We start from the raw sequence: 26,293 nt of genomic DNA on the forward strand, positions 1-26,293 counted from the left end.
GATCAAACTTCTTTCATTCTCTCCTGGAGATTATCAAGAGTATCGATAACTACGCTGTCATACATCATCATTACAACATTTTCGTCGTACTGGCCTATCTGCTGCTTGTTAGCTTCTTTTTCCATGACATTCTTGTAGATGAATGAAGGGAAGTCTACACCTGCGCCATATGCATGGAGGTAAGCTCCGCCAAATCTAGGATTGATCTCAGAGAGATAGTACTCTCCATTCTGGAAAAAGAGATCCATATCAAGAGGTCCGTTGAACTTAAAGACCTTCATGGCATCCTCAACAAACTCGAAGAGCTTCTCATCCTTAAAGGAAATTGTCTTGTTAGCTCCGCCGATTGTTGTAGAGATCTTTTTCTTTGAAAAGATTGCGATAACTTCGCCGCTTACAGTGTCAACGTAAAGGTCAGCGTCCATATCTTTACCTGTCATAAGCTCCTGGATTATAAGCTCTGGGCTTCTCTCCATAACCTCTTTTAACAGTTCATAGGACTCAACCTTTCTAGCTCCTACGCTTCCGCTACCTGTTCTAGGCTTAACAAATACTGGAAGGCTGATCTTTCCCTCTTTGTAGTCCTTATCAAAATCTTCGAAAGTGCCATAAGTCTTAACTGTTCTGACACCTTTCTTACTAAGATACTTGAACATCTCGTACTTATCAAAGCAAAGGTCTGCTGTTTCCTTGTAAGGAGCAAGAACTTCAACTCCAAGAGCTTCAAACTCTGCTCTGTGATCAGCAAGAATAGATATCTCAGGATCAATAAGTGTCGTGATGGCATTGATCTTCTCTTTTTTACAGATATCAAGGATCATTGGAATATAGTTCTCATCTGTAATAAGAGGCACCTTGTAGCTCACATCTGAAAAAGCAAGAGCCGGCGCATAAGGGCTGTTATCTGTAACAACTATACGAACCTTGTCTCCAAGTGTTTTCCTAAAGTCTTTTAAAAGCTCGCAGCGTCTTCCTACGCTACAAAAAAGAATGTTCATTACTTTACTCCTTTGGTTTAGTGCCGGTAAATGCTTCCATTGTGGCATCTGTCGCACTATTTATATCATTATGTCTAAACACGACTGCAACAGTCATGAATACGATCTTAAGATCCATCAAAAAAGAAATGTGGTTTACATAAAATACATCTTTTTCAAATCTGTCTTCCCAGCTAAGAAGGTTTCTGCCATTGACCTGAGCCCATCCTGTAAGTCCTGGTCTCACATCATGCCTGTGCCTTTGCTCCTCATTGTAGAGAGGAAGGTACTTAACAAGAAGTGGTCTTGGTCCAACAAAGCTCATATCACCTTTAAGGATATTGAAAAACTCTGGAAGTTCATCAAGGCTAGTTGCTCTGAGTTTCTTACCAAATTCCGGAAGTCTGTCTTCATCTGGAAGAAGATTGCCATCTTGATCCCTAGCATCTGTCATGGTCCTAAACTTGTAAAGGTTAAATACCTTCTCGTCCTTACCAGGTCTTGGCTGCTTGAAGATAACAGGGCTTCCAAGCTTGACTCTAACAAGAATAGCTACAATGAGATAAAGCCAGAAAAACAATACTATCACTATAAGCGACAGCAAAATGTCTATTATTCTTTTTACATACTTTGAATATATGGTATTCTTCATGTTCGTTTTCTCTTTTACGCTATAGCTTTATTCAAAGCATTTCTTGATCACTTCAATGATCACATCCTGCTGCTGTGGTGTCATCTTGTTATCACTTGGAAGGCAAAGGCCTCTTTCAAAGATATCTGCTCCAACATCTGTAAAGCCGGTCTCCTTGATGTACGCGTTACTTCTAGCTCTTCCGTTTCCGGATACTGTAACAAAAGCATTCATTCTATAAATAGGCTGCATGTGCATTGGTTTCCAGATTGGTCTGCCTTCTGCGTTGATGGCTGCAATTGCATCAAGGATCTCTGTAGGGCAGCTCTTACCTGGCTCTGAAACATAGAGAACGTCTTTTTCGCCTCTAACCTGCTTGCACATAGCCTCTTTGTCAATGATAAGGCATGAAAGCCAGAAATTTGGCTCACTGTTTGCCTCATCAAAAGGATTCATCTTGATAGGAAGATCCTTAAGACCTTCTTTGTATCTATTATAGATTGCCTTCTTCTGAGCAATGTGCTCCTCAAGATGAGGAATCTGGCCTCTTACTACGCCGGCAATAACATTACTCATACGGTAGTTGTAACCAAGTTCTTCGTGCTGATACCAAGGTGCATCTTCTCTGGCCTGAGTTGACCACTTACGTACCTTGTGAGCATCTTCTACGTTATTTGTAAGGAACATTCCTCCTGCGGAACCTGTGATAATCTTGTTTCCATTAAAAGAGATAATGCCATAATCACCAAAAATACCTGTCTGCTTGCCCTTATAAGTTGCTCCAAGAGACTCAGCAGCATCTTCTACGATAAGTGCGCCGTGTTTATCACAGATTTTTCTGATCTCATCAACCTTACCTGGAGTTCCATAAAGATGAGCAATTACTACTAGCTTAACGTCTGGATAGATCTCAAAAGCCTTCTCCAAAGCCTTTGGACACATATTCCATGTATCTGCCTCTGTATCAATATAAACAGCTTCGCCACCTTCGTAAGCTACAGGATTAACTGTGGCATCAAAGGTCATATCTGAACAGAAGACCTTCTTTCCTTCTAAGACGCCATGTCCAGTCCTTGGCTGACCATAGAGTCTTTCTCCTGCAAGCTTAATAGCAAGATGAAGAGCAGCAGTACCTGATGAAAGAGCTACCGCATCCTTACATCCGATCTTTTCTGCGATCATTTTCTCAGATCCATTTATATTGGCACCTACAGTAGACATCCAGTTTGTCTCATAGGCCTCCTGCATAAATTTAAGCTCATCGCCGTGCATTGTAGGTGATGAAAGATATACTTTCTTTTCAAATGGCTTGATTTCCATAATTACTCCTCGTTTATCTTTTCAGCAGCTTTTTTGAGAGCTTCCATATGTTCCTGAGTTTTATCTTCTTCGTTATCTGTAGGATGATATGTTGTAACTATCTCCTGCACAAGGCTCTTTATCTCTGGTGACTCAGCCCTTGCAGCCTTATGAAGTCTTTCAAGTTCTGTAAAGAACTTCATCTCATCAAGTTCAATAGGCTTGCCGATGTGGATCATCTTGTTGGCTGTATCCTGAAGTCCTTCTTCATCCATGAGCATCTCTTCATATAGCTTCTCACCAGGTCTAAGTCCTGTAAATTCGATCTTGATATCTTCGCCGACCTTGTAACCAGAGAGCTTAATAAGATTCTCAGCAAGATCAAGGATTCTTACTGGTTCGCCCATATCAAGGACGAATATCTCGCCGCCCTTAGCAAATGCTCCAGCCTGAAGCACAAGTGATACAGCCTCAGTAATAGTCATGAAGTATCTGATGATGTTAGGGTCTGTAACAGTTACAGGTCCTCCTGCAGCAATCTGCTTTTTGAAAAGAGGGATAACTGAACCGTTAGATCCAAGTACGTTACCAAATCTAACTGCTACGAACTCTGTGTCGTAGTGCTTGTTAAAGGTCTGAACGATCATCTCACAGATACGCTTGCTGGCACCCATGACGTTTGTAGGGTTAACAGCCTTATCCGTTGAAATGAGTACAAATTTCTTGGTTCCATTCATGGCTGCTGCCATTGCTGTCTTCCAAGTTCCGAATACGTTATTCTTGATAGCCTCTCCTGGGCTGTCTTCCATGAGAGGTACATGCTTGTGAGCAGCTGCATGATAAACGATCTCAGGCTTGTACTGCTCAAATATTGTATTTACTCTAAGTGTATTTCTAACAGAAGCAATAAGGACTACCAGATCAAGGTCTGGGTACTTGCTCTTAAGCTCCTGCTGGATGTCATAGGCATTGTTCTCATAGATATCAACAATGATAAGTCTCTTTGGCTTGTGACCAGCAATCTGTCTGCAAAGCTCAGATCCGATAGATCCGCCGCCACCAGTTACCATTACAGTCTTGCCACTTACATATCCAGCGATAGAATCAAGGTCTACAGCAATAGGATCTCTACCTAAAAGGTCTTCTACTTCTACATCACGAAGTCTTGATACGTTAACTTCGCCGTTTACAAGCTGATACATTCCTGGAAGGGAACGAAGCTTACAGTCTGTGTTCTTACAGATCTCAAGGATCTTTTTAAGTTCCTGTCTGGAAACAGAAGGAATAGCAACAATAATCTCATCAATATCATATAGATCTGCACATTCAACGATCCTGTCTCTACCACCAACAACTCTGATACCCTGGATATACTTGCCCCATTTGTTGGTATCGTCATCGATAATACATTTGATGGACATTGTTGAGTAGTTACTTGTATTGATGTCCTTGATGATGATATTGGCAGCTTCACCAGCTCCAATTATCATAACGGCTTTACTATTATTCTTGTTCTCAGCTCTATTCTTGTGGCTTCTAAGGAACCTGTATGAGAATCTGCTGATAAAGATAAAGGTTATCAGAAGGAATGTATACAGGAAATAGTAGCTCTGTGGAACTGGCTGATCTGCAGATTTAAAGAACTGAAGACCAATGGCATTAACAATTCCAGAAAGAACACAGGCCATTACCAGGTTCTGCATCTCTCTTTCGCCGGCATAAGCCCACAAGCTGTCATAAAGCTTGAACAGATAAAAGATCAAAAGAGTGATTGCGATATTTATAAGCAAAAATGTAGTAACAGGATCAAGGAAGTGATCTGGAATACTTCCGATCTTGAACTCATATCTTATGAGGATTGCAACATAACTAGACATGATTATGCTGAGCACATCATAAATGATAAGTCCTGTTCTTCTATATAATTTTTGATAATTAAATGGTTCCTTACTCTTCTTGTTCATAGCTTAATTCCATCGTTATTTTTTCTGTAATGATCTGAACATAAGTGGTGCAATTGACAACATAAGCGCCTGTGTCATTGGATTACTAAACATAAATACCCATTCACTGATGCCTGCAAAGGCAAAGCCAACTATAACAGCAAATGGAAGGAGAGCCAATGGCTCTTTTCTCCGGTCAGTTCTGTAGTAATGAACTCCCCAGATCATTCCGAACACAATAAATATCACAAACAGGATTCCTACAATGATTCCATGGTCGTAAGCCACCTGAATGTAGGTGTTATGAGCGTGGACCGCTATCTCACCGTTAGGAAGCGGAGCTCCCATCTGGTCGTGTCCTGTCATATTGAGTTCTTGTATATAAGATTTAAATATAGTGATTCGCCCATTTGAAAGCACATCTATTATGTTGGATGAATCTACATATTCGTTTGGCTGTTCAGTAAGGGCAAGAACTGCAATTTCTGCCCCTGTAAGGTGCGTGCTTGCAAGCATGTTGTCATCTGACTCAATGATGTTGTAGCCATATTTTTGCTGCTGCTCGTCACTACCCTCATATGGATTTCCATAGTAATCAAGATAAGGATCACCATTTCCATTCATATCGTAGTTGTAATAATCATTTGGATAGTCATAATCACTTACGTCCATTCCAAGGATCTTGTCATTAAAGAGATTTACAAATCTCTCTATGCACATAAAGTTTGAATTGCCCCAAGAAGCACCGCCTCTTACGAACTCATCTGCATCATCGATAACATAAAATACAGGATCAGCCGCCATAGCTGGTACGATTCTCTGGAGTGTAAATGCTGCTGGGAAGCAGATCAAAAATGCCGCTACCATAACGGCTACCATACGGATGAACTGCTTCTTTTGATGAATGCTTGTAACTATAAGTACTGCCAGTGTACAAACTCCAAGGGCAAGTATCGCTGTTCTGGATACTGTAAATATTGCGTAGGCAGATATCCAGCCAAACAGTATTATCTCCTTCCAAGCTGAGAAGAAGACTTTTTTGACACCTATTCCATTAGGGAGAGCTACTATCTTGGCTGTTAAAAGAATTGCTGCCACAGCTCCCATAAATGTAAAGTATTCTGCGGTAACTGTTACTGTGTGGAACAAGAATCCAAATCTTCCGCTCACATAGCCTGTAAAGTATCTGTGAAGAAGGCTAAATATGAGTGATATTGCAAAGTTGGTCATGAGTCCGCCGGATACTATCTTGATCCAGTCTGCTCTATTTTTCCATACAAAAAGTCTGATATATAAAACTGCAAAAATGACAGCAAGAGCAACGCCCCACCATCTTGTGTTTCTCATAATGACTATAGCTACAAGGAAGACTATTACCGCAACGCCATAAGGAGAGAGCCTAAGTCTCTGTACTACGCTACTGTGCTCATTATATCTCTTAGCCTTAACTGCGTTAACAACAAGTCTTATGAGATTTAATACGATCACACCACCAAGGATCACGATAATGATTCCATACTTAAGAATTGCATTGTGGAGATCATATTCTTTTTCTGTATCAGGCAAGAGGTGGCTGTAATAATAGTGAATTCCAAAAATAGTTGAACCGAAAGTCCATACTAAGTTGTATAGATTCACAACCTCTTTGTAGCTAAATGTGAGTATGATCATAATAAGGAGCCATATGACCATTCTGCGCTCTGACATTGTGTGATAGATATCATACAAGTCATTCATATAGGTGCAGGCATACCAGATTGCCATAGCCATAGAAAACATCATCGGAATATAAACAAGCTTATTGTTCCTACTGATATTTTCCCAGAATGACACGCCTTCTTCATGCTTTATTATTTTGTGATTAACTGCATAAAGGGCCATTCCAGCTGTAATGATAAGACCTATCTCATAAAAGATAATGTCTGCCACTCTTAGATCAAAGATCTTGAGCGGGAATACCATGATCATCAAAACGCCAAACACTAAAACGATCAAAGGATTGGCTATAGTCTTAATAGCTTGCTTGACTGTTACTAAGGTGTTTCTTCCTGGTCTTAATCTAAAATACATATAGATAAGCGCCTCTACCAATGCAGTGATAGCTGCGATCATAGCCATTATCTTAACTGATGCCATCTTGGATATTGGAAGTCTGTAATTATAGATTGCAGCAAGGTGTCTGCCTGGTCTCTCCTGACCATTTACATATACAGAACCTACATAAGCTGATCCATCAGGAACTGTTTCAAGTGATGGATAATACTTGGATCTGCAGCCCTCAAGCTTAAGGTAATAATTCTTGCCAACTTCCATATTGTACTCAAGAGGGATATTCACATATCCTGGAAGCTCAAGTCCTTCTGTATCTACGTAGACCTTCACGAGATTAGAATAGAATTCATCCGTGATAGTGGCACTGACGTATCTACCCTTCTCCACCTCATCGATATATACGTCGATGGAACTAAGTCTGTCATACTGTGATACAAACTGCTGCATCAGAGTACTTTCAAAATTGACTTCTTCTCGCTCTGAAAGAATATCTCCTCCTGGAGATGTCTCAAGGACAGATGTCCACATTCTGATAGGCCAGATGCTAAGGATACATATAATCGCGATCAACATGACTACTGCCATGCACGCTGTTTTTTTATCTATAACTTTTCTCATCTATCTAAAGGTCATTTCCTTTGTTTTTTGCATTTTGGCACAAAAAGCCATCATTAAATATTAACATACTGAAACTGCTTAATCAAACAGGTCAAAAATTGCCTGTTCTTCCAGTATTCATGAGGACTGGAAAGGCTGTCCACAGTATCACTACGTACCTTACAAGATATGTTGGTCCTAAAAGCACTGTAAGCCACACTAAAACCAGCGGCATGAAGGGTAATATTCCCTTGAAATCTTTTCTCGATAATCTGTAAAGGATCACAAAAAAATATATCAAAAAAAGCATTCCTGGTGAAAACAATAACGCAAGCACTGGTGCATCTTTGTGGAATGAGCCAATGGATAAAAATCTGTAAAGCTTATCTAATACCGGAATAAAGCTTGTTCTAGTGCCTGGAAGTTCAACTTCATAGCCAAAGTATGAGCTTTCATCGTAGGTAAAGGTAAATACCGTAGTTCCTTTATAAACATTTATCACTGCTGCCGGATACCAATATCCGTAAGAAGTAAGAAACCAGGCATTTACATAGGTCATAGGGTGTCTAGCTAGCTCCTTTGCCCAAAGCTTCCAGAAACTGCCTTTATCCTTCTCATAATATTCGTTGTTAAATCCTACCTTCACAAGATCTGACACCCTAGAAGTGTACATCTTTAGATTATCTTCAGGAAGGTAAGTGGTGAGAATCTTAATATCTTCTGCAGATAGGTCCTCCCTATCATATGTATACACCCTTGATAGCTGCATTATAGGTACTGTCAGCATTTCCTGATTATCTTTGCCCTGGGCTCCCATAGAGATTGCCAGCACTTTGGAAATAACCAGATAAGCAATGACTGGGATCACCAACATGAGTACAAGCTTTTTCTTTAGCTCTTTTCTAAAATAGATAAGGGCAAAGGGCAAAAATACCAGATACGCGTAAAAGCCATTATGTCTAAAGCAAGGCATCAAAATGGCTGCAATTACAAGGGCCGCGCACTTTCCTTTACTCTGTAGGAAACTTTCTTTGTCATTTACAAGCTGCACCAAAAGAACTATCAAAAGTAGCAAAAAAGCTGTGAATAAGCCATCTTTACTAGAGCACAGCGTATACATGACGATCGTTGGAAATAGACCATAGTATAAAGTCCAAAGGATGCGTGATCTTTTGCCAATGCCTCTTTTGGACATATACACAAGAACGTAGGCAAACACTGCAGTTATGACCAGCATCTGCAAAAAGATGTATGAAAAGATTCCAGCATTCCATGAACCTGTAACCTTGTGGACAAGAGCGATGGTACCTCCAAGTAAAAGTACGTGTAGAAGTGGATGATGTGTCGTAAAAGTCCTTGTCAGAACTTCATTTAATTCTTCTTGGGCATCGTACACGAAAAAGCCAGGAAACTCTGCAAGGAGAACTGGCATATTTAGAAGAACAAGAATTCCCCATGTGGTCAGGAACTCTTTTGTTCCAAAGATCTTTTCATTAGTAGCATTTTGATAATCGGCTCTATTAAGCTTCATGAGGCCAAAGAGCTTTTTGCCCTCAAAGGACTGGTTATAGTTCTTCCAGACATGCATGGTATCTACTGTCAAAACTGCCATAATAGCCACCATTACCATCATCGCATTTTTGTCAGTAAGGTCTATTCGGTCGATCTTTTCAAGCTGATAACCTATTACCAAAAAAAATCCCGATAAAACGCCAAATAAGCCTGACATAAGCCAGGCTAAAATTTGATCTGAATTATTCTTTTTTCTTTTCCCCATTTCACTCTTCATCTAGAGTAGTCTCCCTGATAACGTATTGAGGGTTTCTATTCTGTGAAATATACACTCTTCCTAAATATTCCCCAACCATACCCATCATGAGCATCAGCATTCCGCCAATAAAGATCATTGCGCTCATAAGAGCTGAGAAACCTACAGGTACATTAGGATTAACAAACTTCTTGATGACTGTGAAGATTCCATACAAGAATCCAAGGAATGCAAATATTGTACCTGACAGGGTTGCGATTCTAAGTGGCTTGATGCTAAATGCAGTAAAACCGTTTATCCACAGAGCCATAAGCTTGGAAAAAGTATATCCACTTGCTCCAACTTCTCTTTTTCTATGGTTAACATCTACATTAACGATTCTCTTGGTAGTTCTAAGAACAAGGCCAATTACGTATGGATATGAGCTTTCGTACTTGACCATTTCATTAACTACGAATCTTCTAACAGCAAAGTAACTTGATACAAAGAGCTCCTTTGGTTTGCCAAGCATTACGCTGGCCATCCACTCATTCATGGCTGTTCCAAAGTTTCTAAAGAGGCTGTGCTGCTTGTGACCATATCTTGCATATACTGCGTCTGCGCCATTCTCAAGCGCATCGAGGAGCTTGAACACTTCATTGGCTGGTGTCTGTCCATCATCATCAAGACAAACGACATAATCTCCCTTTGATCTGCCAAGTCCTGCCATAAGAGCTGCGTGTTGTCCGAAGTTCTTGGCAAAGTTGATTCCGATAATTTTATCTTTGTCTCTTTCTGCGGCAATTTTCCTGATAACGTCCCACGTATTATCAGGTGATCCGTCATTGACCAAAAGGATCTCGTAGTCGTAATCAATATTGCCGTTCATGGTCTCTTCTATTTCATTTATAACAGCTTCTAATGTCTTCTCTGATCTGTAGCAGGGAATAACAAAACTGACAAGCTTCTTTTTCATAACATTACCTTCCGTTTATAACATTTTTTCCATAAGTATCATATCACTTTTTTGTCCATCACTGCACTCTACAAGTGGCACAAACTCAGTTTCAGTAAATCCTGCATGTTTGTAGCTCTTAATTGCAGCTTCATTAGTGGTAAATACTCTTAAGATAAGCTTTTTAAGCCCCATCTTGTCTCTTGCATAATCAGTTGCAAGAATGGCTGCCTCATTGCCATAGCCTTTTCCTATAGCATCATCTTCGCCAATAAATATGCCATACTCGGCAGTTTGAGTATCTGTATCTATATCTCTAAAATACACGCTTCCTACAGGTCTGTTATGGTTGTCCTTTTCACAGATTATGAACTGAACAACTTCGCCTGTATTAACTTTTGTCTCTATCCAGTTCTCATGAGTCTGCCTTGTGAACACTTCTCTATATACGAAGTTCCCACGCACTCTTTCGTTATTGCGCCACTTCACGATAAGATCAGTGTCATCACTTGTCATGAGCCTGATGTTTACTTTATCTCCAATAATATACATTGCTTTACCTACTTATCTTACTGAAATTGAATAGATGCCAAAGGCGTCAGCTACCTTATCAACTTCTTTTACTGTAACATCTATGCCTTTCTCCCTGTAATAATCAGCTATCCAGGTCACATCCTCTGAAAGATTCTGAACCATATAGACGTTATCCAAAAGAAGCGAATCCTGCATATTTGTAAGGCCAAATCTCTCCATCTTCTCTTTAAAAAGAGGACTCTTTGATGCCCAGCCGCCCATAATATCATGGTTAGCGTAGCTATTATCTACTCTTTCAAACATCTTTTCAGAGAAAGTAGCCTCTCCGTCAGCCTTATTTTCGCCGCAAGAAACACTGGTATAAACATCTATGAAATAGAAATTATCTTTGTTTGCATCAAAATAGTCATAAAGTGCATCGTAGTGCTGTCTCATGCTATCTCTTGACGCCATTTCAGTTTTAATGATATCAAACTGGTTTGGAATTGATAACAAGCTTATAAGCGAAACTGCTACGAGCGGCACAAATACAACTCTTTTACCATTTCTGTCCTTCATATGGATGATCGCCAGAAGTATCACGATCTCCATGAGGTACAAGGGATGAGTTATCCTTATTGGATCTCGTCCTCTGACTATTATGTAGAGCCACAGGCTACTGCGACATGCAAATAGCAGTGCAAGGAGCCCAAATGTAAGTAATATGTTTTTCTTATTCCTTTCTGCCACTGGGAAAAGAGCTGTTAATATTGCACCCAGGTATAAAAGAAGTACGATCATATTCCATGGAAAATCTGTCATTGGGTATTCATAGCTCTTTTGACCAGATATGAACCTCATGCGGTATAGATATGGTGAAATTGCATTCAAAAGCTGCTTGGTCATAGGAACTTCATCAGTTCTAAGCTTGGCAGCATACTGTGCAACTGCATTTAATGTTTCTGCATTTATTTCTTCATCGATACCAAAGTTGTAATTAACAAGGAGCTCCTGCTCGCTTTCGGAAAGGCCTATGCTGTCGTAAAAATCCTTGTTATCAGCATATTCAGGAATGTACTGGAAATCATAGAGCTCGGTTCTTGCATCAAATAGCCTGTAGAACTCCTTCCACTCAGGTGATGAGTATCCAATCTTATTAGCCACCTGTCCTAGGATCAATGCACAGATTATTAGAATGAATGCTTTGAGGTAATTCTTAAACTCTTTTCCTGTAAGAGCCCATCTGATAAGTATTCCAACACAAAGCATTGGAAGTGTCAAAAGAAGCATCTCTGACCTTAACAGGTACGCCACAAATACCAAGATCACAGCAAATAAAAGGTTCTTATCCTTTTCCTTGTGAGTCATTATGAGAAATGTAGCTGTAGCTGAGAGCATTCCGCATGTGAATGTGTACTGTACAAAGAGAAAGTGGGATGCCATGGTTCCAAGGAAAAGAAGGATCACCATAATAGACCATACTACCTTGTTGGCTTTTTCAGATACATCGTCTATTACATAATAGCCCACTGCAAACACGCACAAGAACTGCAAAAAGCACAAAAAAATGCCATACCAGTCAGGCGCTCTAAATACTCTGTAAAACACAGAGATAAGCGCACTTATCGGGTATAGCATCTGTATATTATGCCCAGCAGGCACACCTGTATAGGAGCCTGAAAGAATATCTTTCATGAGAACATCATCATTTAAGTCAAAATAATAATCTCCAACTACACCTACAACCACCATAATGATCAGGGTAATCAGCGCCGTGATTATTATATTAAGGCTTAAAGATGATCTCCTCATATTTCTGCTCCAGATTAGTTAAATTTGTAGTACTCCTTTACTCTCATGACTACTTCATCAAGGTCTTCGTTTGTAAGCTTATAGTACATAGGAAGTCTCAAGAGTCTGAGGCTTTCCTTGGTTGTATACTTGTCTTCTCCTCTGAACTCAGAGTACTTCACACCAGCTTTGGATGAGTGAAGTGGTACATAGTGAGATGCAGGTAAGATATCATTACTCTTAAGGTAGTTAATAAGTCCTGTTCTCTCCTCTACATCCTTACACTTGATGTAGAACATGTGACCATTGTGTACACACTCTTCTGGCACATAAGGAAGCTCGATGAGACCTTTTTCTGCAAGTGGTCTGAGAGCTTCATAATATCTATTCCAGTGATCAAGTCTAGCATCATTGATCTCATCCGCAAGCTGAAGCTGTGCATAAAGATATGCTGCATTCATCTCACTTGGAAGATATGAAGAACCTGGCATGATCCAGCTATATTTATCAACTTTACCAAGGTTATAAAGAGTTCTATTTGTACCCTTTTCTCTGATGATGATAGCATTATCAGCGTATGTCTCATCTCTTAAAAGAAGTGCTCCGCCTTCACCCATACTGTAGTTCTTGGTCTCGTGGAAACTGAAGTTACCAAAATCACCTATCGAACCAAGGGCTCTTCCCTTGTAAGTAGCCATAACGCCCTGAGCTGCATCCTCGATAACAAAGAGGTTATGACGCTTAGCGATGTCCATGATAGTATCCATCTCGCAGCCAACACCAGCATAGTGTACAGGAACGATTGCCTTAGTCTTTGGTGTGATAGCCTGCTCGATGAGGTTCTCATCAATATTCATAGTATCAGGTCTGATATCAACAAATACTACCTTAGCTCCTCTTAATACGAAAGCGTTAGCTGTTGATACAAAAGTAAATGAAGGCATGATGACTTCATCGCCTTCCTTGATGCCAGCAAGAATAGCAGACATCTCAGTAGCATGTGTACATGAAGTTGTAAGAAGTGCCTTCTTTACACCTGTCTTTTTTTCGATCCATTCATTATCAAGGGCTGTATACTTACCATCGCCGCAGATCTTCTGAGCTTCTACACACTCCTTGATATAGTCAAGTTCTTTACCTGTATATGGGGGTACATTAAAATTTATTCTCATGATTCACCTCTTGATCAATCCTTCTTTTCAAGAAAAATCTTTCTTGATATGAAATTATAAACCATTACTACGCCAGTTGCACCAAATTTAAAGAATACATCCTTAGCAAAACCTTCACTCATGATGCTCTTGAGCCATGGCCAGTTAAGATAGATTACGTCGTAACCAAGGAAAAGGCAGAGCTCGTTGATTCCAAGTCCGATGATACTAAGTACAAGAAATACGATGAACTCTTTCTTTCTGCTGATGTCCTCTTTTCTCTCGAATACAAATTTAAAGCTTAAGATGTAATTAACTACTACTGAAACTGTGAATCCAAGAAGTGCCGACAAAAGGTAATACTGCGCAAACACCTCTGAGAATCCAACACTAACAAAAATTGCATTGAAGATTCTATATACTACATAATCAACAATGAAGCTGATAACTCCAACGATTCCGAATTTGGCAATCTGTGCCAAAAGCTTATCCATAAATAAAAACCTCTATCCTTTATTTTGATTCTGCAAAAACGATAAATCTATCGCTTTCGAAGATTTTATTATAATCGTGATTTGCAATATAGTCCAATAAAATATCATATTTAGCTCCTACCAACGAGTAGTCCGCCATTTCTTTGGAAACAATGACTGTAGGAGTTGCATTATCGGATGCGTTTAATTCCATAAGCTGAGAATCAAACTTATCTAATGAGTAGCTATCAAGATCTGGCCATGCGGTGTTAATAGCTGGTTCCATATCAAACATATAGGATATTCCTGGAATTCCGCCAAAGAGAATCACCTTAGTCTGTAAAAGATCTGCCTTTTCCAAAGCATCTTTTAACTCATCAAGGGACTCTGCATTATCCTGTGTTGTGATCATTCCAGAAAGCTTAGCCACATTTACTCTGCTATCTCTTGGGGTTCCATCTGCACCATCAACGAATGAGTAACCCATATGGAAAAGAGCTCCCTGAATAAATAGCGCAATAATAACAGTTGTAATTGTACTTTCCCATGCAAAGTTGTAGTCTGCTTCACCTGCTCTTTGGATCATTCTCCTAAATAGCCAAAGAACTATTGGAGCAATGATAAAGAGATTATTAAGGATTGGGAAGGTATAGTTATTACTTCCAATGGGCGTTATAAGGATAAGGAGAAGTGTCACAAAGCTTAAAGTCTGCTCTTCTTTGCTACCATTTAGTATTCCAAGGCTTCCGATAAGGCTAAGCACTATTCCAGCGATGATGAACATCATTGCAAGCTGGAACATTGAATCATAGTAATAATAATTTCTAGTGATAACTCCAATAGCAAAGTAATATCTGATAAGTACTAACAATCCGCCTATGAAAAGGAGCTTTTTGATAAGGACATATCTCTTAGGCAAAAGCATGAACATAATGATGCCCGCTGCAATACATGGAAGCATTATGATCATATCTGAAAGAGTTGTAAGATAAGCCTCTATGATGAGTGCTATCATTCCGCCGCCAGAATAGTCAGAGGCTCCCTCTGTCATACCAAATAAGCTGATTATCATATTTGGATAAGCCATAAAGCCATACTTGATCGAAATAATAGCTATTGGCACAAGCATTCCTGTTAGGAACCCAAGGATACAGATACCTGTTCTCTTTAAAACATCTACTAGTCTGTCCTTGGTGATAAAGCCGTAGAACCACAAAGCAAGTATCATTGCTGTCTCTACGACATTTGGAAATCTTACAAGTACATTAAGTCCAAAGCATATTCCTGCAAGGAAAAGAAACAGGTTTTGTCTTTGCCATTGAAGAATGCCATGAACTAAAAGAATAGTTCCTACTGTAAACAGCAAGTAAGTTAAATAGTTATAGAGGATGACTCTTGGGCAAAAGCAGATGCTCTCTGCAATAAACTCGCCAATAAAGATCATCCATCCTGGCATAAATCTCTGAAGGCAATAATATGCAATAAGTGCGATGGCGCTTGTGATAAAGCTGCAATAGATACTAAATCCCAGCATTGTTCCTGCTCCAGGAAGCATCATTATGAGCTTACCAAAGACGTTACTGAGATATGTAGAAAAGAGCCACATGGGATCAAGATTACCCATGTATTCGTAATTAGTCAGACTGTACATGGTGTCAGAAATATCAATTCCCTGATTGACACCAATTAAAGGGTATAACAAAAGCACCACTGGAAAGAAATATCTCTCCAGCGGACGCTGAAATCTCTTGAAATTATAAAAATAACTTCTGATATTATTTAACATATCTTTTCATCCCATTTGCGGATAAACTGAAACAACTTAGTATCCTTCATTACGCGGCCAATGAAGTCAAATATCATCTTGCGGATCCAGTCTACAAATATACCTGCTGCAAATACTATAATGACGCAGCGGATCATGTGCCAAGCAAAGAAGAGAACATTATCCATTGGAACTGGTCCAATAAGGCTTTCAAGCCACTCTACCCATCTGTTTCTGATCTCAAGGTGCATGTGTACAAGATATACGCCAAAAGTAAATGGTGCTACAAATCTTACTACATTCGCAAACCAGTTTTCTTTCATCTTGAGGAATCTAAATACTGAGAACAGACCAAGTGCTCCTGTTAAAGTAAAGATGAAGTTATAGTGAGTAGGCACCTGTGAGTAGTATATGAATCCGCCTCTTGTAAGATTTATGTAATGAAGTACAAGAGACATTGCAAGAGATATAAGTGATGATATCAAAAATACCAATGCACTTCTCTTAGCATTAAAGAAAAGAACTACGTCATATTTTCTGATGTATGCTGCAATAAGATACAGGCAGATGAACCAGCCATAATCATATCCCGCATGATCAGTTACAAACATTACAGGAACAACACTCTTGATTGCGCAGAACCAAATGAGAAGACCTATGATGACGGTCTTGAGCTGTATTCTGCTAAGGGCATTTACAGCTGCATTGAGGACTGGAGACAGAACATACATGATAACGTACGCCGTAACAAACCAGTAGTGCTCAGAAGATATTGGGAAAAGATACTGAGCAGTCTTGTAGATAGTATCATCACTTCCAACTGTGTATGTTCCCACTATCATCATGGCAACAGAAATAAGTATGGTATAGAAATATACCTGACAGATAAGCTTTAGCATACGACTAAGCTTTATATTGGTCTGGGAAAGGAAATATCCACTAAGGAGCACATAAACATTGACACCAGTTATACAGAAAGTTTCGATAACTGTTGCAAATATCTGGACCTTTGAAGCTGGAACCCCAAGCTGTAACAATGCATCTGCGTGGATATTGTAGTGCAATGTCACGATCATAAGCATTGCGATTATTCTAAGAAGCTCAAAATTAGGTTTTCTAACGCTCATGCTCTCCTCCAAAAAACTTTTTATCTGTCTACCACTGCTTTACCGTCCTTAATGCTGTAGACCATATCACACTTTTCAATGGTTTGAAGTCTATGAGCAATAATAACAAGTGTTTTCTTACCGTGAAGGTTATTTATTGATTCCATGATAGCTGCCTCAGTCTCATTATCAAGAGCTGATGTAGCTTCATCAAGAACAAGTACTTCAGGATCTTCAAAAAGAGCCCTTGCAATACCTATTCTCTGTTTCTGTCCACCTGAAAGCCTGATACCTCTCTCACCGATCTTGGTATCAAGTCCCTCTGGTAGGCTTCTTACAAATTCATCAAGTGATGCCTCTTTTAACGCATTCCAAACTCTTGCATCGTCAATCTCTTCATCAGGATAGCCGAAAGCTACGTTCTTTCTGATGGTTGAATCGATCATGAAGATAGTCTGTGGAATATAACCGATGTTTTTGAGCCATTCAGGATAATGCTCCATAACATCTACGCCGTCTGCAAGAATATTTCCTGATTCTGGCTTTAAAAGTCCAAGCATAACGTCTACGATAGTAGTCTTACCTGCTCCGGAAGTACCTACGATACCGACGGACTTTCCAACTGGGACCTCCATATCAGCCTTATCAAGTATGAGCTTATCTGTTCCAGGATACTTATAAGTAATATCTTTCATGAGAATACTCTTTGTAACAGGTAACTTTTCAACCTGACTCTTTTTCCTGTAATCGTCGCTGTTATATGAAATATTGCCATCATGGATCTCTGACTGAAGATTGTCACTTACATTCATGAGGAATGGTTCAAAGTAAGCAATTGAAGTCAGGTAATTGTTGATCCTGTTGGCACTTGGCAAAAGTCTTGAAGCAGCTGCTGCAAGAACTGTAAGCTGAGGAACAAGGTCTGTAAGGTCGGTTCCTCTAGCCATTACTACAAGCATGTATCCGATCATGCCAGCAATTGCGATAGTCTCTATCAAAAGTCTTGGTGTTGAATTATAAAGGTTATATTTCTGAACTGCATTTACATAACCTGCGCCGCAATCAGCATATCCGTTTATGAAGTAGTTTTCCTTATTTGCGATCTTGATCTCTTTGATTCCTGTAACAGACTCATCAATCCACTTATAAAGACCACTATAATAATCCTGATTTTCCTGTCCTGCCTTGACCATGACTGGCTTGATAAAATATTTGATCACAAGGAGCACTACAACAAGAAGAAGTGCAATGCTAAGTGTCATCTCTGCGTCGGTACTAACAAGGAAAGCAACAAGGCAAGTAAACACGATAACTTCACTGATGAGCTGAAGACTGCTTAGGATAAGTCCATACATATTGTTGACATCAGAAGTGATATTTCTCTGAATGACACTTGTGTCAGCATTGAGATAATACTCGTAAGGTCTCTGCATGAAGTTGATCATCATACGTCTTGATGTAGCGAACTGGTTTGTGTATACAAATCTAAGCTGAACTACATTAAGGAAATAAAGAAATACATTCTTTACAACAAAGACCAGGATCAGTGCCACCATTATGATAGCTGCAAGCTGAGTGGTGGATGTAAGGTTAAGTCCATTGTAGATAAATGAAAGATATTTGCTCTCCTGAACCTTCTCTGGGCTCACAACCACCTTCATGATAGGCACGATAAGAGCAATACCTAATGACTCTAACACACCTCCGATAAGCATCATGAAAACAATGCCCACCATCTGTCTCTTCTGCTTTGCATCTAAAAGACGCATCACTTTCTTATAAATCTTGCGCATAAAACAAAATTACCCTTCTAAAGTTAATCTGTGATCGCTTCATTCTGTCTGTGGATCTCAGGTGCTTCATACTTATCCATGAAGTCATCTCCAAGATATATCTTGTCCTCTACAAAGCTAAGGGAATCCACTACTGTATATACAGAAACAAGCCTGTCAAAGCTGATATTCTCAATAAAGTTCAGCATCTCCATAGGAAATGAGCCATCAAGAACGATAGCCTCAGGGAAGTTCTCCCTGTAATTCAGTAGATCCCTAGGATGCTGCTTAATAATAACAGTTGCTTTTGTATTGTCTATAGTTCCATATTCACAAATAATATCTTTAAATATTCTAACCCTTGTGTCAAGGTCGCAAAGAGGTTCTGATAAAACAAGCAAAGTTTTATCATTACCTTCTACTTTTTTCTTTATTCCTTCTACGTCATCCACAAAGAGCTTTAGCATCAGCTCTTTTTCTGAATTGTTAAGTCTGTCAGTAAGAGTCTTACGGGGAAGCTCCACATACTTATCACATGGATATGGTAAAACAGAGATATTGTTGACCTCCATATCTATGCAATACCTACCATAGCCATTCTGAATATGGATAAGTCCCTTTGAAGCCATCCAGGCTTTGATCTTGAAGTGTCCCCTGTTGTCATATCTGGCTGTATCATAGTATCTGATACAATCAAGGCCATCTTCTACTGCGTGATAAGGAATTTTCTTGTAATTCAGATAATATCCTATAGGATCTGAATCACAGAATACATAGATATCTTTGTATTCCTTGAAATCTATAGGAATGTACTTTTCCTGAAGACGACCAAATTCCTTGCAAAACTTAATTCTTTTTATCATGTTAAGGACTATATTTCCTGAGTCCTTTTTAAGCTCAGCTAACTCTGGGAAAAAAGTGTCTTCTTTTTCATCATATTCATAGACAGCATCAAAAATGGGGCTCTCCTTGGCTCTTTCGACCATTTTGCCAAAGTTATTGGACATCTTAGAAAGAACAAGAGTCGCTTTCCCTCCATCAGCTATATAAAATTCCTTCAAACATGCCACATATACATGATAAAAGGTGTGGCACACATATACTCTATCCCGCATAAAATACTTAACTTTTACTCCTTAAGCCTCTATAAAACCACAGTAATCTGTAGTACAAATAAAAAAACATGTGTGATTTCATTTGATATGCTATAAGCTTCTTTTCCTCTGGATGAATCTTTTCCTGATAATATTGGTTCTCCTGAAAATCAGGGAAGGTTTCCTTCATCTCTTTTGCCAAAGCCTTAGTAAAAGAATAACATCCCTTTAACTTAGAACTCTTAGGCATAGCAGAAAAGAGGGTGTTCACATAAAATAACACAGTGTATTGAAATTCAATCTCTGGTTTGTATTCATCAAAATAGCCATTTTCTTTGGCTTCACTTATGATCATCCTTCCAGCGACCATTCTGTCCTCAAGATTCTTTCTAGAAATGCTGTGAACTGTTGAGTTCTGATGCTGGTAATAAAAATATAACGGTTCCTGAATGTATTCAAAGTGCTTGGCCCTTGTCATCCAGGTATTACTAACTGCATTGTCCTCATAAAAAATGTTCTCAGGAAAAACTGAAAGTTTATTCTGTGTTCCCGGCTTGTAATCACCAACAATAAGCTCTCTTCTATAAACCTTTACTACAAGACTCCCTGTTTCTAATAATAGGTTCTTGTAACGTTCCTTATCCATAACACCCGTTTGTGAATAGTTATTGTTGTGGACTACCTTTCCGACTTTAAAGCTATGCTCATCTGTAAGAGAATAATCACAGCCTACCATGTCAGCCCCTGTCTCTTTTGCCTTATTTAATAGTCTCTCATAGTAGTCTGGAACGATCCAATCATCCGCATCAATAAACCCAAGCCATTCACCCTTAGCAATTGCGAGGCCAATATTCTTGGCACCTCCCTGATGAAGATTTGTTTCTGAATGGATAGCTTTAAATTTCTCAGGGTGCTCCTTTTCATACCTTTGAAGAATCTCAAAGGAGTTATCTGTGGAGCAGTCATCAACTGCTATTATCTCATAGTCAGAAGGATCAAGGGTCTGCCCTACCAGGCTATTCAAGCAATATTCAAGTTTTCCATCTGATGCCATATTGTAAACAGGCACTATTATGCTAAGCTTTACCATATAAATTCCAAAATTGCCTTGGCAATCCTTTCTGCGCCTTTTCCGTCAATGAGACTTTTGGCTTTATCACTCATTCTTTTCCTAAATCCAGCGTTGTCCTGAGCTGCTGTTCCCCAGGTTACGATCTTCTGAACAAGTCTTCTGTCTTTTCTGGCATCACCAGCGTATTTGGCTGCTCCAGCCTTATCAAATGACTGCACAAACTCAACCTGATTATCAGCCATACTAAATACAACCGTTGGTACTCCCACTGCGCATAACTCATACAGGGTTGTTCCTCCAGCAGATACCGCAAAATCAGCCTTTTTCATGAGAGATGCCATATCACCTACTGTCTCATGGAGGGTAATCTCTTTATGTTCCTTTGCAAGTTCTCTAAGCTCTTCCTTGTAGCCTTCTTCAAAAAGAGCTCCAACAACAACGTCGCAATGTAGCCCTGTTGTATCAAGAACTTTTCTACAAGGGCTATCGTCTACATAAATCTCTTTTAATATATCCCCTAAAACATGATAAGGATCAGTTCCACCAGAAGATAATAAAGCTGTTCTAGCTATATCTCTTATCTCATATCTGTTGTCCGCAAACTGAGGTCTAAGCGGGGAAAACTCTGGTCCCAGAAGCTGCCTTGGCGCACTATAGAAGTCCTGAGGGATCATAATGTCATAATTTATTATCATATCAACTGGATAATCGAACTTATAAAGATCATCGATAAATCCTGTTTTTGTCTGCAACGAAAGTTCCTTTATGATGTCATTTATACCTTTGAAGTAATCTTCCTTAAGGAAATATGAATCCATAAGGTAAAAATCTGGTTTTTCTGAAGCAAAAAGCTCTTTTAATGAAGGAAGATCCTCCATTGGCTCTGAAAAATTGTTATGAAGGATAACAGCATCAAATGAGGTTCCGTCTTCTCTAGACAAAGTTCTCAAAAGTTTGTCGCTTTCAGTATCTGAAAGAACAAACATTACTTCAGCGCCATTGTCCATCAGCTCTTTTGCAATAGTCATACATCTTCTGATATGACCAGTAGCGATTATGCCATTACCATTTGCCTTTATCCAGACTTTCTTTTTCATGCTTCCTCCTGCTATTTAACAGAAATCGTCATATTTAAGTGGTTCGCCTCTAAAGAGATCCTTAGAAGCTGTTTTACCAATAACATTATCATACTCAATTGGTGGAAGACCACTTCCCTGCTGTGGTCTGATGGACCTGATGTTTGCAGCAGTAAGCTTCTCGCCCTTCTTGATATCTTCAACTATGAAAAGAGATCTAGCGCCCTCTCTTTCCTTTTCCTGAGCTGGAGTAAGCTTATAATCGCTACTTCCAAGAGCTTTTTCTACAATACGAATGCTCTTTACCATCTCGGCAAACTCTTCTGGTTCCATAGAAAATGCTCCATCAGCACCGCCATCAGCTCTTCTAAGAGTCAGGTGCTTCTCCACCATTCTAGCTCCTAATGAAACTGCAGCAATTGGGACTGTCCATCCCATTGTGTGATCAGAAAGCCCCATGATGCAACCGTACTCATCAGCAAGCCCCTTTATCATATTGAGGTTTACGTCCTCATAAGGTGTAGGATATGCAGAAACGCATTTAAGCAATACTACATCCTTGTTACCTTCCTGAATGCAAGCTTCGATCGCAAGTCTGATATCATCAAGTGTCGCAACACCTGTAGCCAGTATAATTGGCTTTTTCCTGGCTGCGCACATTCTGATAAGAGGAATATCTGTGATCTCATAGGATGCGATCTTGATAGCTGGCATATTCATCTGTTCTACAAAATCAAGAGATGTCTTGTCAAAAGGAGTTGAGAAGCAATCAAGTCCAAGCTTATTTGCTTCTTCCATAAGCTTTGGCTGCCACTCCCAAGGGGTGTATGCCTGTTGATAAAGCTTGTAAAGAGTCATACCATCCCATAAAGTTCCGCCATCTATCTGAAAATAGCTCTTGTCACTGTCAATGGTCATGGTGTCAGCAGTATAGGTTTGAAGCTTGATCGCATCAGCACCAGCCTCTTTAGCTGCATGAATGATCTCTATAGCTCTATTAAAGTCGTTATTATGATTTGCTGACATTTCCGCAACGATATAAACAGGATCATCCTTGCCAATATAATGATCAGCCAGCTTAACCCTCTGATTTAGCTCAAATCTAGGCATTTAAAAACCTCCCTGGAAATGATTCTTCATCATGTATTCTTCATTAGTCCATGGAAATCTGGCCTCAAAAACCGTTCCATCACACTTCTTAACGAAAACCGCTGGGAAGTAATGGATGAAAAGAGGTGTAAGGCAAAGTGTGTAACCTCCGGCATTTGTAAATACCACTCTATCACCAACCTTGAGCTCCGCCTCATTCTCTGCATTAAACAATCTGTCATACTCCATGCATGTAGCACCGCAGATCATCTGTGCATCCAGCTTATTTCTTGAAGCCTTATCCCCAGCTAACTCAAATCTATGAGGATACCATCTTCTGGTAACCTGTGGATTAAGATTCACACGGCTTCCATCTATTACAACATATCTATGTTCTCTGATATCTTTTGTATCAATAACGCTTGTTACAAAACTAAATGAAGATGAAACCATAGATACACCTGGCTCCATTACTAGCTTTGTCTTATTTACATCAAAGAACTTTGAAAGCTCCTCACTGATTGCAGGAACATAGCTTCTAAAATCAGGCTTACCTTCTACGCCTCCATAATATCCGCCGCCCATATCCACATAGTCCAGATCAAGCTCATACTCTTTTGCCACTAGAACAGCAACCTGAGAAAGAGCTCTATAGGCATTAAGTGAACGTGACTTTGTAGAAGAATGAAGGTGAAGACCAGCAACCTTAACATTTGGAAGGCTCTTCACTTTATCAATGACTTTCCCAAGCTCACCATTTTCGTAGCAGTAGCCAAATCTACTTCCTTCCTCATCTGCAAGGACTTCGTCAGGAATAATAGTAGAGATATCATAGTTGACTCTGATGCCAATACCAAAAGACCTGTCTTTATGCGTATTTGCAAGTTCTTCAAGCCAAAGTGGTTCATAGCTTGAATCCATGTTTACGATTCCACCTGCAAGGAGAATCTCACAGAAAACATCCTTATCCTTTATTGGTCCATTATAGATCACCTGATCTTTTCTATAGCCTAGTCTAAGAGCGAGCTCATATTCTTCCTTGGAAACAACTTCTGCATAAAAGCCATTTTCCTTTAAATGGGCAAGTAGCCATGGAAGTGAATTTGTCTTAACCGAATAAGAACAAATGTAATTATTCCAATCCTTATCCAGTGCGCCTTTCAGCATTTCAATATCAGCATTTAAAAGAGATTCATCCACTCTGTAATAAGGAGTCTTTAGCTTAGAATCATCAAATTTTTCACCTGACAGGTTTGTCATTTCCTCTGAGGCAGTCTTAAGATTTCTATATTTCTGCTCAGCAATCTTCCAGTCTTCAAATGTATCTATATCCTGAACTTCATCTTCGCTAAGGATAACAGCAACCATATCATCTACGTCTGTTGTATTGTCCCTAAAGAAAGCATCTGTCCTGCAAGCATAGAATTGTCCACTATCATGATATATCTTTTCAAGATCCTGGGATCTTGTAAGAGCATGTTCTGGATGCTTACGTACAAGTCTCTCATTTTCAATGATAAAGCCCCTTTGAGGCGGATATGAAAAAGCAACTACTGGAGTTACTGATTCGTGCTCATTAAGTTTATCCATCGCTTCCTTTAATCTCTGAGGAGTAATAAAAGGAGCTGTAGGATATATACAACAGAATCTGTCAAAAATCTTGCCTTCTGACTTGTATCTATTCAGTACTTCTGCAATAACTTCATCTGTTGTAGCATAGTCATTGGCAGTATCCTCTGAGCGCATGAAAGGAACCTTGGCTCCAGCATTCCTAGCAACCTCGGCTATCTTCTCATCATCTGTAGAAACCATTACCTCATCGAAGGCGTCGCTTTTAATAGCAGCTGTTATAGAATATTCAATGATAGGTTTTCCACAGAAATTCTTTATGTTTTTGCCAGGGATTCTCTTACTTCCGCCTCTGGCTGTAATAATGGCAACACAGCTCATTTAACTGCCTCCACTTCAAACTCGCTTTTGATGGCTGCGGCGTATTCATCAAGGGCAAATGTATCTGATGCTTCCAAAATAAAGAAGCCTCTTCCCATGATAGACGCACCATTTGTAACTTTTCCTAAATACATTCCACTCTTTATATTGCAGTTCCATGCTCTAAGTGGATATTTCTTCATCAGTGCCTCTTTGGATGGGACTTTATTGATCCTAACATCCTCAAAGTCAAAATATCTGATGATCATCTTTTTGTCCACATTTGGCTCAAAAGAAGGCTTCAAGCCAAGTGCTGGTACAGCAAGCTTGATAAATTCCGTGATAACATCAACTCCGCTGGCCATAGGTGTAAATAGATTATGGAGATTGTGTCCTGAAGGACGACCAGAAGTCTCGATGATAAATGGCTTTCCATTTACATCTTTTATGATATCCGCATGTACCAGGTTATTCTTAAATCCAAGGATCTCGCCAGCTTCCTGCATAAGCTTCTTTACAGCAGCAATAAACTCAGCATTTTCTGGAGCTTCAATGATCGAATAATAACCAACGCACTCTCTATATGGAGGTTTAGTATTCTTTTTACCCCTAAGAAGGATAAGCTTGAACTCTCCGTCAACATAAACACCGTCAACGCCATATTCTGGACCGTCTACGAATGTCTCTATGCAATAATCCTCATCAAATGGCAGTTCTGCCAAAAACTCTTTTTGAAGTTCCTCTTTGGTATTGTAAATCTTGACTCCGCGGCTTCCTGAACCAAACCTAGGCTTAACCACTACTGGATACATGAAATTAAGCTCATCAGCGTTAGCGTTTTCAGTACCTGCAGTAACCAAGTACATCTCAGCTTTTCTAAGATTCTTTTCACTTAAGAGTCTATGGAACTCATATTTGTCAGTACAGTTATTAGCTGCATCAAAAGAGATTCCGCAAAGATTATAGTGATCATTTACCGCGCCGGTAGTAGTAAGATACCTTCCAATCGGCACAGGAAGCACTATGTCTGGCTTATTCTGATCAAGTATCTCAAAAACCTTCTGTGGATCTCTTATATCTACAACAAAGGAAGCATCTGCCTCGCGCAAACCAGGTGCTTCCGCATTTCCGTCTAATGCAATAACTTCCAGCCCAAGCTCTTTAGCCTTGCTGATAGCGTATATAGATTCTGAACTTGCTCCAATTACTGCTGCTCTCATCAAATTATGCCCTCGATCTTACTCATTTTCATATTATTATA

Annotated in this window: 20 protein-coding genes; all 20 read right to left on the minus strand. The window is 39.5% G+C overall.

All coding sequences use genetic code 11. From position 1 onward, the window contains the following. Positions 1-2 precede the first annotated feature (2 nt). Positions 3-998, minus strand: coding sequence for an ATP-grasp domain-containing protein (locus BLS24_RS01985; RefSeq protein WP_091755655.1), 996 nt, complete (start codon positions 996-998; stop codon positions 3-5). A 4-nt stretch (positions 999-1,002) separates the two neighbouring features. Further along, positions 1,003-1,629: a sugar transferase gene (locus BLS24_RS01990; RefSeq protein ID WP_176764305.1), complete on the minus strand. Its 627-nt coding sequence runs from the start codon at positions 1,627-1,629 to the stop codon at positions 1,003-1,005. Positions 1,630-1,656: 27 nt separating this feature from the next. Then, positions 1,657-2,928 carry a DegT/DnrJ/EryC1/StrS family aminotransferase gene (locus BLS24_RS01995; protein WP_176764306.1) on the minus strand — a complete coding sequence of 424 codons (1,272 nt, stop codon included), beginning with the start codon at positions 2,926-2,928 and terminating at the stop codon, positions 1,657-1,659. A 2-nt stretch (positions 2,929-2,930) separates the two neighbouring features. Beyond that, the gene (locus BLS24_RS02000) at positions 2,931-4,871 is read right to left on the minus strand and encodes a polysaccharide biosynthesis protein (RefSeq protein WP_091755657.1); all 1,941 of its coding nucleotides are present in this window, start codon (positions 4,869-4,871) and stop codon (positions 2,931-2,933) included. Between the two features lie 15 nt (positions 4,872-4,886). Further along, positions 4,887-7,520 carry an O-antigen ligase family protein gene (locus BLS24_RS02005; protein WP_091755659.1) on the minus strand — a complete coding sequence of 878 codons (2,634 nt, stop codon included), beginning with the start codon at positions 7,518-7,520 and terminating at the stop codon, positions 4,887-4,889. Between the two features lie 91 nt (positions 7,521-7,611). After that, the gene (locus tag BLS24_RS02010) at positions 7,612-9,288 is read right to left on the minus strand and encodes a DUF6020 family protein (RefSeq protein WP_091755661.1); all 1,677 of its coding nucleotides are present in this window, start codon (positions 9,286-9,288) and stop codon (positions 7,612-7,614) included. After that, on the minus strand, positions 9,278-10,222 hold the full coding sequence (locus tag BLS24_RS02015) for a glycosyltransferase family 2 protein (protein ID WP_091755663.1): 945 nt from the start codon (positions 10,220-10,222) through the stop codon (positions 9,278-9,280). The genes BLS24_RS02010 and BLS24_RS02015 overlap by 11 nt, the downstream gene beginning before the upstream one ends. A gap of 15 nt (positions 10,223-10,237) precedes the next feature. Continuing rightward, positions 10,238-10,753, minus strand: coding sequence for a GNAT family N-acetyltransferase (locus BLS24_RS02020; RefSeq protein WP_091755676.1), 516 nt, complete (start codon positions 10,751-10,753; stop codon positions 10,238-10,240). Positions 10,754-10,765: 12 nt separating this feature from the next. Then, a complete protein-coding gene (locus BLS24_RS02025; RefSeq protein ID WP_091755678.1) occupies positions 10,766-12,526 on the minus strand; it encodes a hypothetical protein in 1,761 nt (586 codons plus the stop codon). Positions 12,527-12,540: 14 nt separating this feature from the next. Beyond that, a complete protein-coding gene (rffA, locus tag BLS24_RS02030; RefSeq protein WP_091755680.1) occupies positions 12,541-13,677 on the minus strand; it encodes a dTDP-4-amino-4,6-dideoxygalactose transaminase in 1,137 nt (378 codons plus the stop codon). A gap of 14 nt (positions 13,678-13,691) precedes the next feature. Further along, positions 13,692-14,150 (minus strand): GtrA family protein, encoded by a 459-nt coding sequence (locus BLS24_RS02035; protein ID WP_091755682.1) that lies wholly within the window; start codon positions 14,148-14,150, stop codon positions 13,692-13,694. A gap of 19 nt (positions 14,151-14,169) precedes the next feature. Next, entirely contained in the window at positions 14,170-15,915 is a 1,746-nt protein-coding gene (locus BLS24_RS02040) for a hypothetical protein (RefSeq protein ID WP_091755684.1), read from the minus strand. Beyond that, a complete protein-coding gene (locus BLS24_RS02045) occupies positions 15,909-17,021 on the minus strand; it encodes an acyltransferase (RefSeq protein ID WP_091755686.1) in 1,113 nt (370 codons plus the stop codon). Before BLS24_RS02045 ends, BLS24_RS02040 begins: the two co-directional genes overlap by 7 nt. Positions 17,022-17,041: 20 nt before the next feature. Continuing rightward, positions 17,042-18,793, minus strand: coding sequence for an ABC transporter ATP-binding protein (locus tag BLS24_RS02050; RefSeq protein WP_091755688.1), 1,752 nt, complete (start codon positions 18,791-18,793; stop codon positions 17,042-17,044). Positions 18,794-18,816: 23 nt separating this feature from the next. Further along, positions 18,817-19,842, minus strand: a complete 1,026-nt coding sequence (locus tag BLS24_RS02055) for a glycosyltransferase family 52 (RefSeq protein WP_242872213.1) — start codon at positions 19,840-19,842, stop codon at positions 18,817-18,819. A gap of 52 nt (positions 19,843-19,894) precedes the next feature. Further along, the gene (locus tag BLS24_RS02060) at positions 19,895-20,956 is read right to left on the minus strand and encodes a glycosyltransferase family 2 protein (RefSeq protein WP_091755692.1); all 1,062 of its coding nucleotides are present in this window, start codon (positions 20,954-20,956) and stop codon (positions 19,895-19,897) included. After that, complete coding sequence (gene pseG, locus BLS24_RS02065; RefSeq protein ID WP_091755694.1) at positions 20,950-22,035, minus strand: UDP-2,4-diacetamido-2,4,6-trideoxy-beta-L-altropyranose hydrolase; 1,086 nt, start codon at positions 22,033-22,035, stop codon at positions 20,950-20,952. Before pseG ends, BLS24_RS02060 begins: the two co-directional genes overlap by 7 nt. Positions 22,036-22,050: 15 nt before the next feature. Further along, positions 22,051-23,124 (minus strand): pseudaminic acid synthase, encoded by a 1,074-nt coding sequence (pseI, locus tag BLS24_RS02070; RefSeq protein ID WP_091755696.1) that lies wholly within the window; start codon positions 23,122-23,124, stop codon positions 22,051-22,053. Further along, a complete protein-coding gene (gene pseF, locus BLS24_RS15500) occupies positions 23,125-25,053 on the minus strand; it encodes a pseudaminic acid cytidylyltransferase (RefSeq protein ID WP_091755698.1) in 1,929 nt (642 codons plus the stop codon). After that, positions 25,050-26,252, minus strand: a complete 1,203-nt coding sequence (locus BLS24_RS02080; RefSeq protein ID WP_091755700.1) for an ATP-grasp domain-containing protein — start codon at positions 26,250-26,252, stop codon at positions 25,050-25,052. Before BLS24_RS02080 ends, pseF begins: the two co-directional genes overlap by 4 nt. Positions 26,253-26,293 lie beyond the last annotated feature (41 nt).

It is taken from the genome of Butyrivibrio sp. INlla18, assembly GCF_900103635.1.
In the GTDB taxonomy this organism is placed as follows: domain Bacteria; phylum Bacillota; class Clostridia; order Lachnospirales; family Lachnospiraceae; genus Butyrivibrio.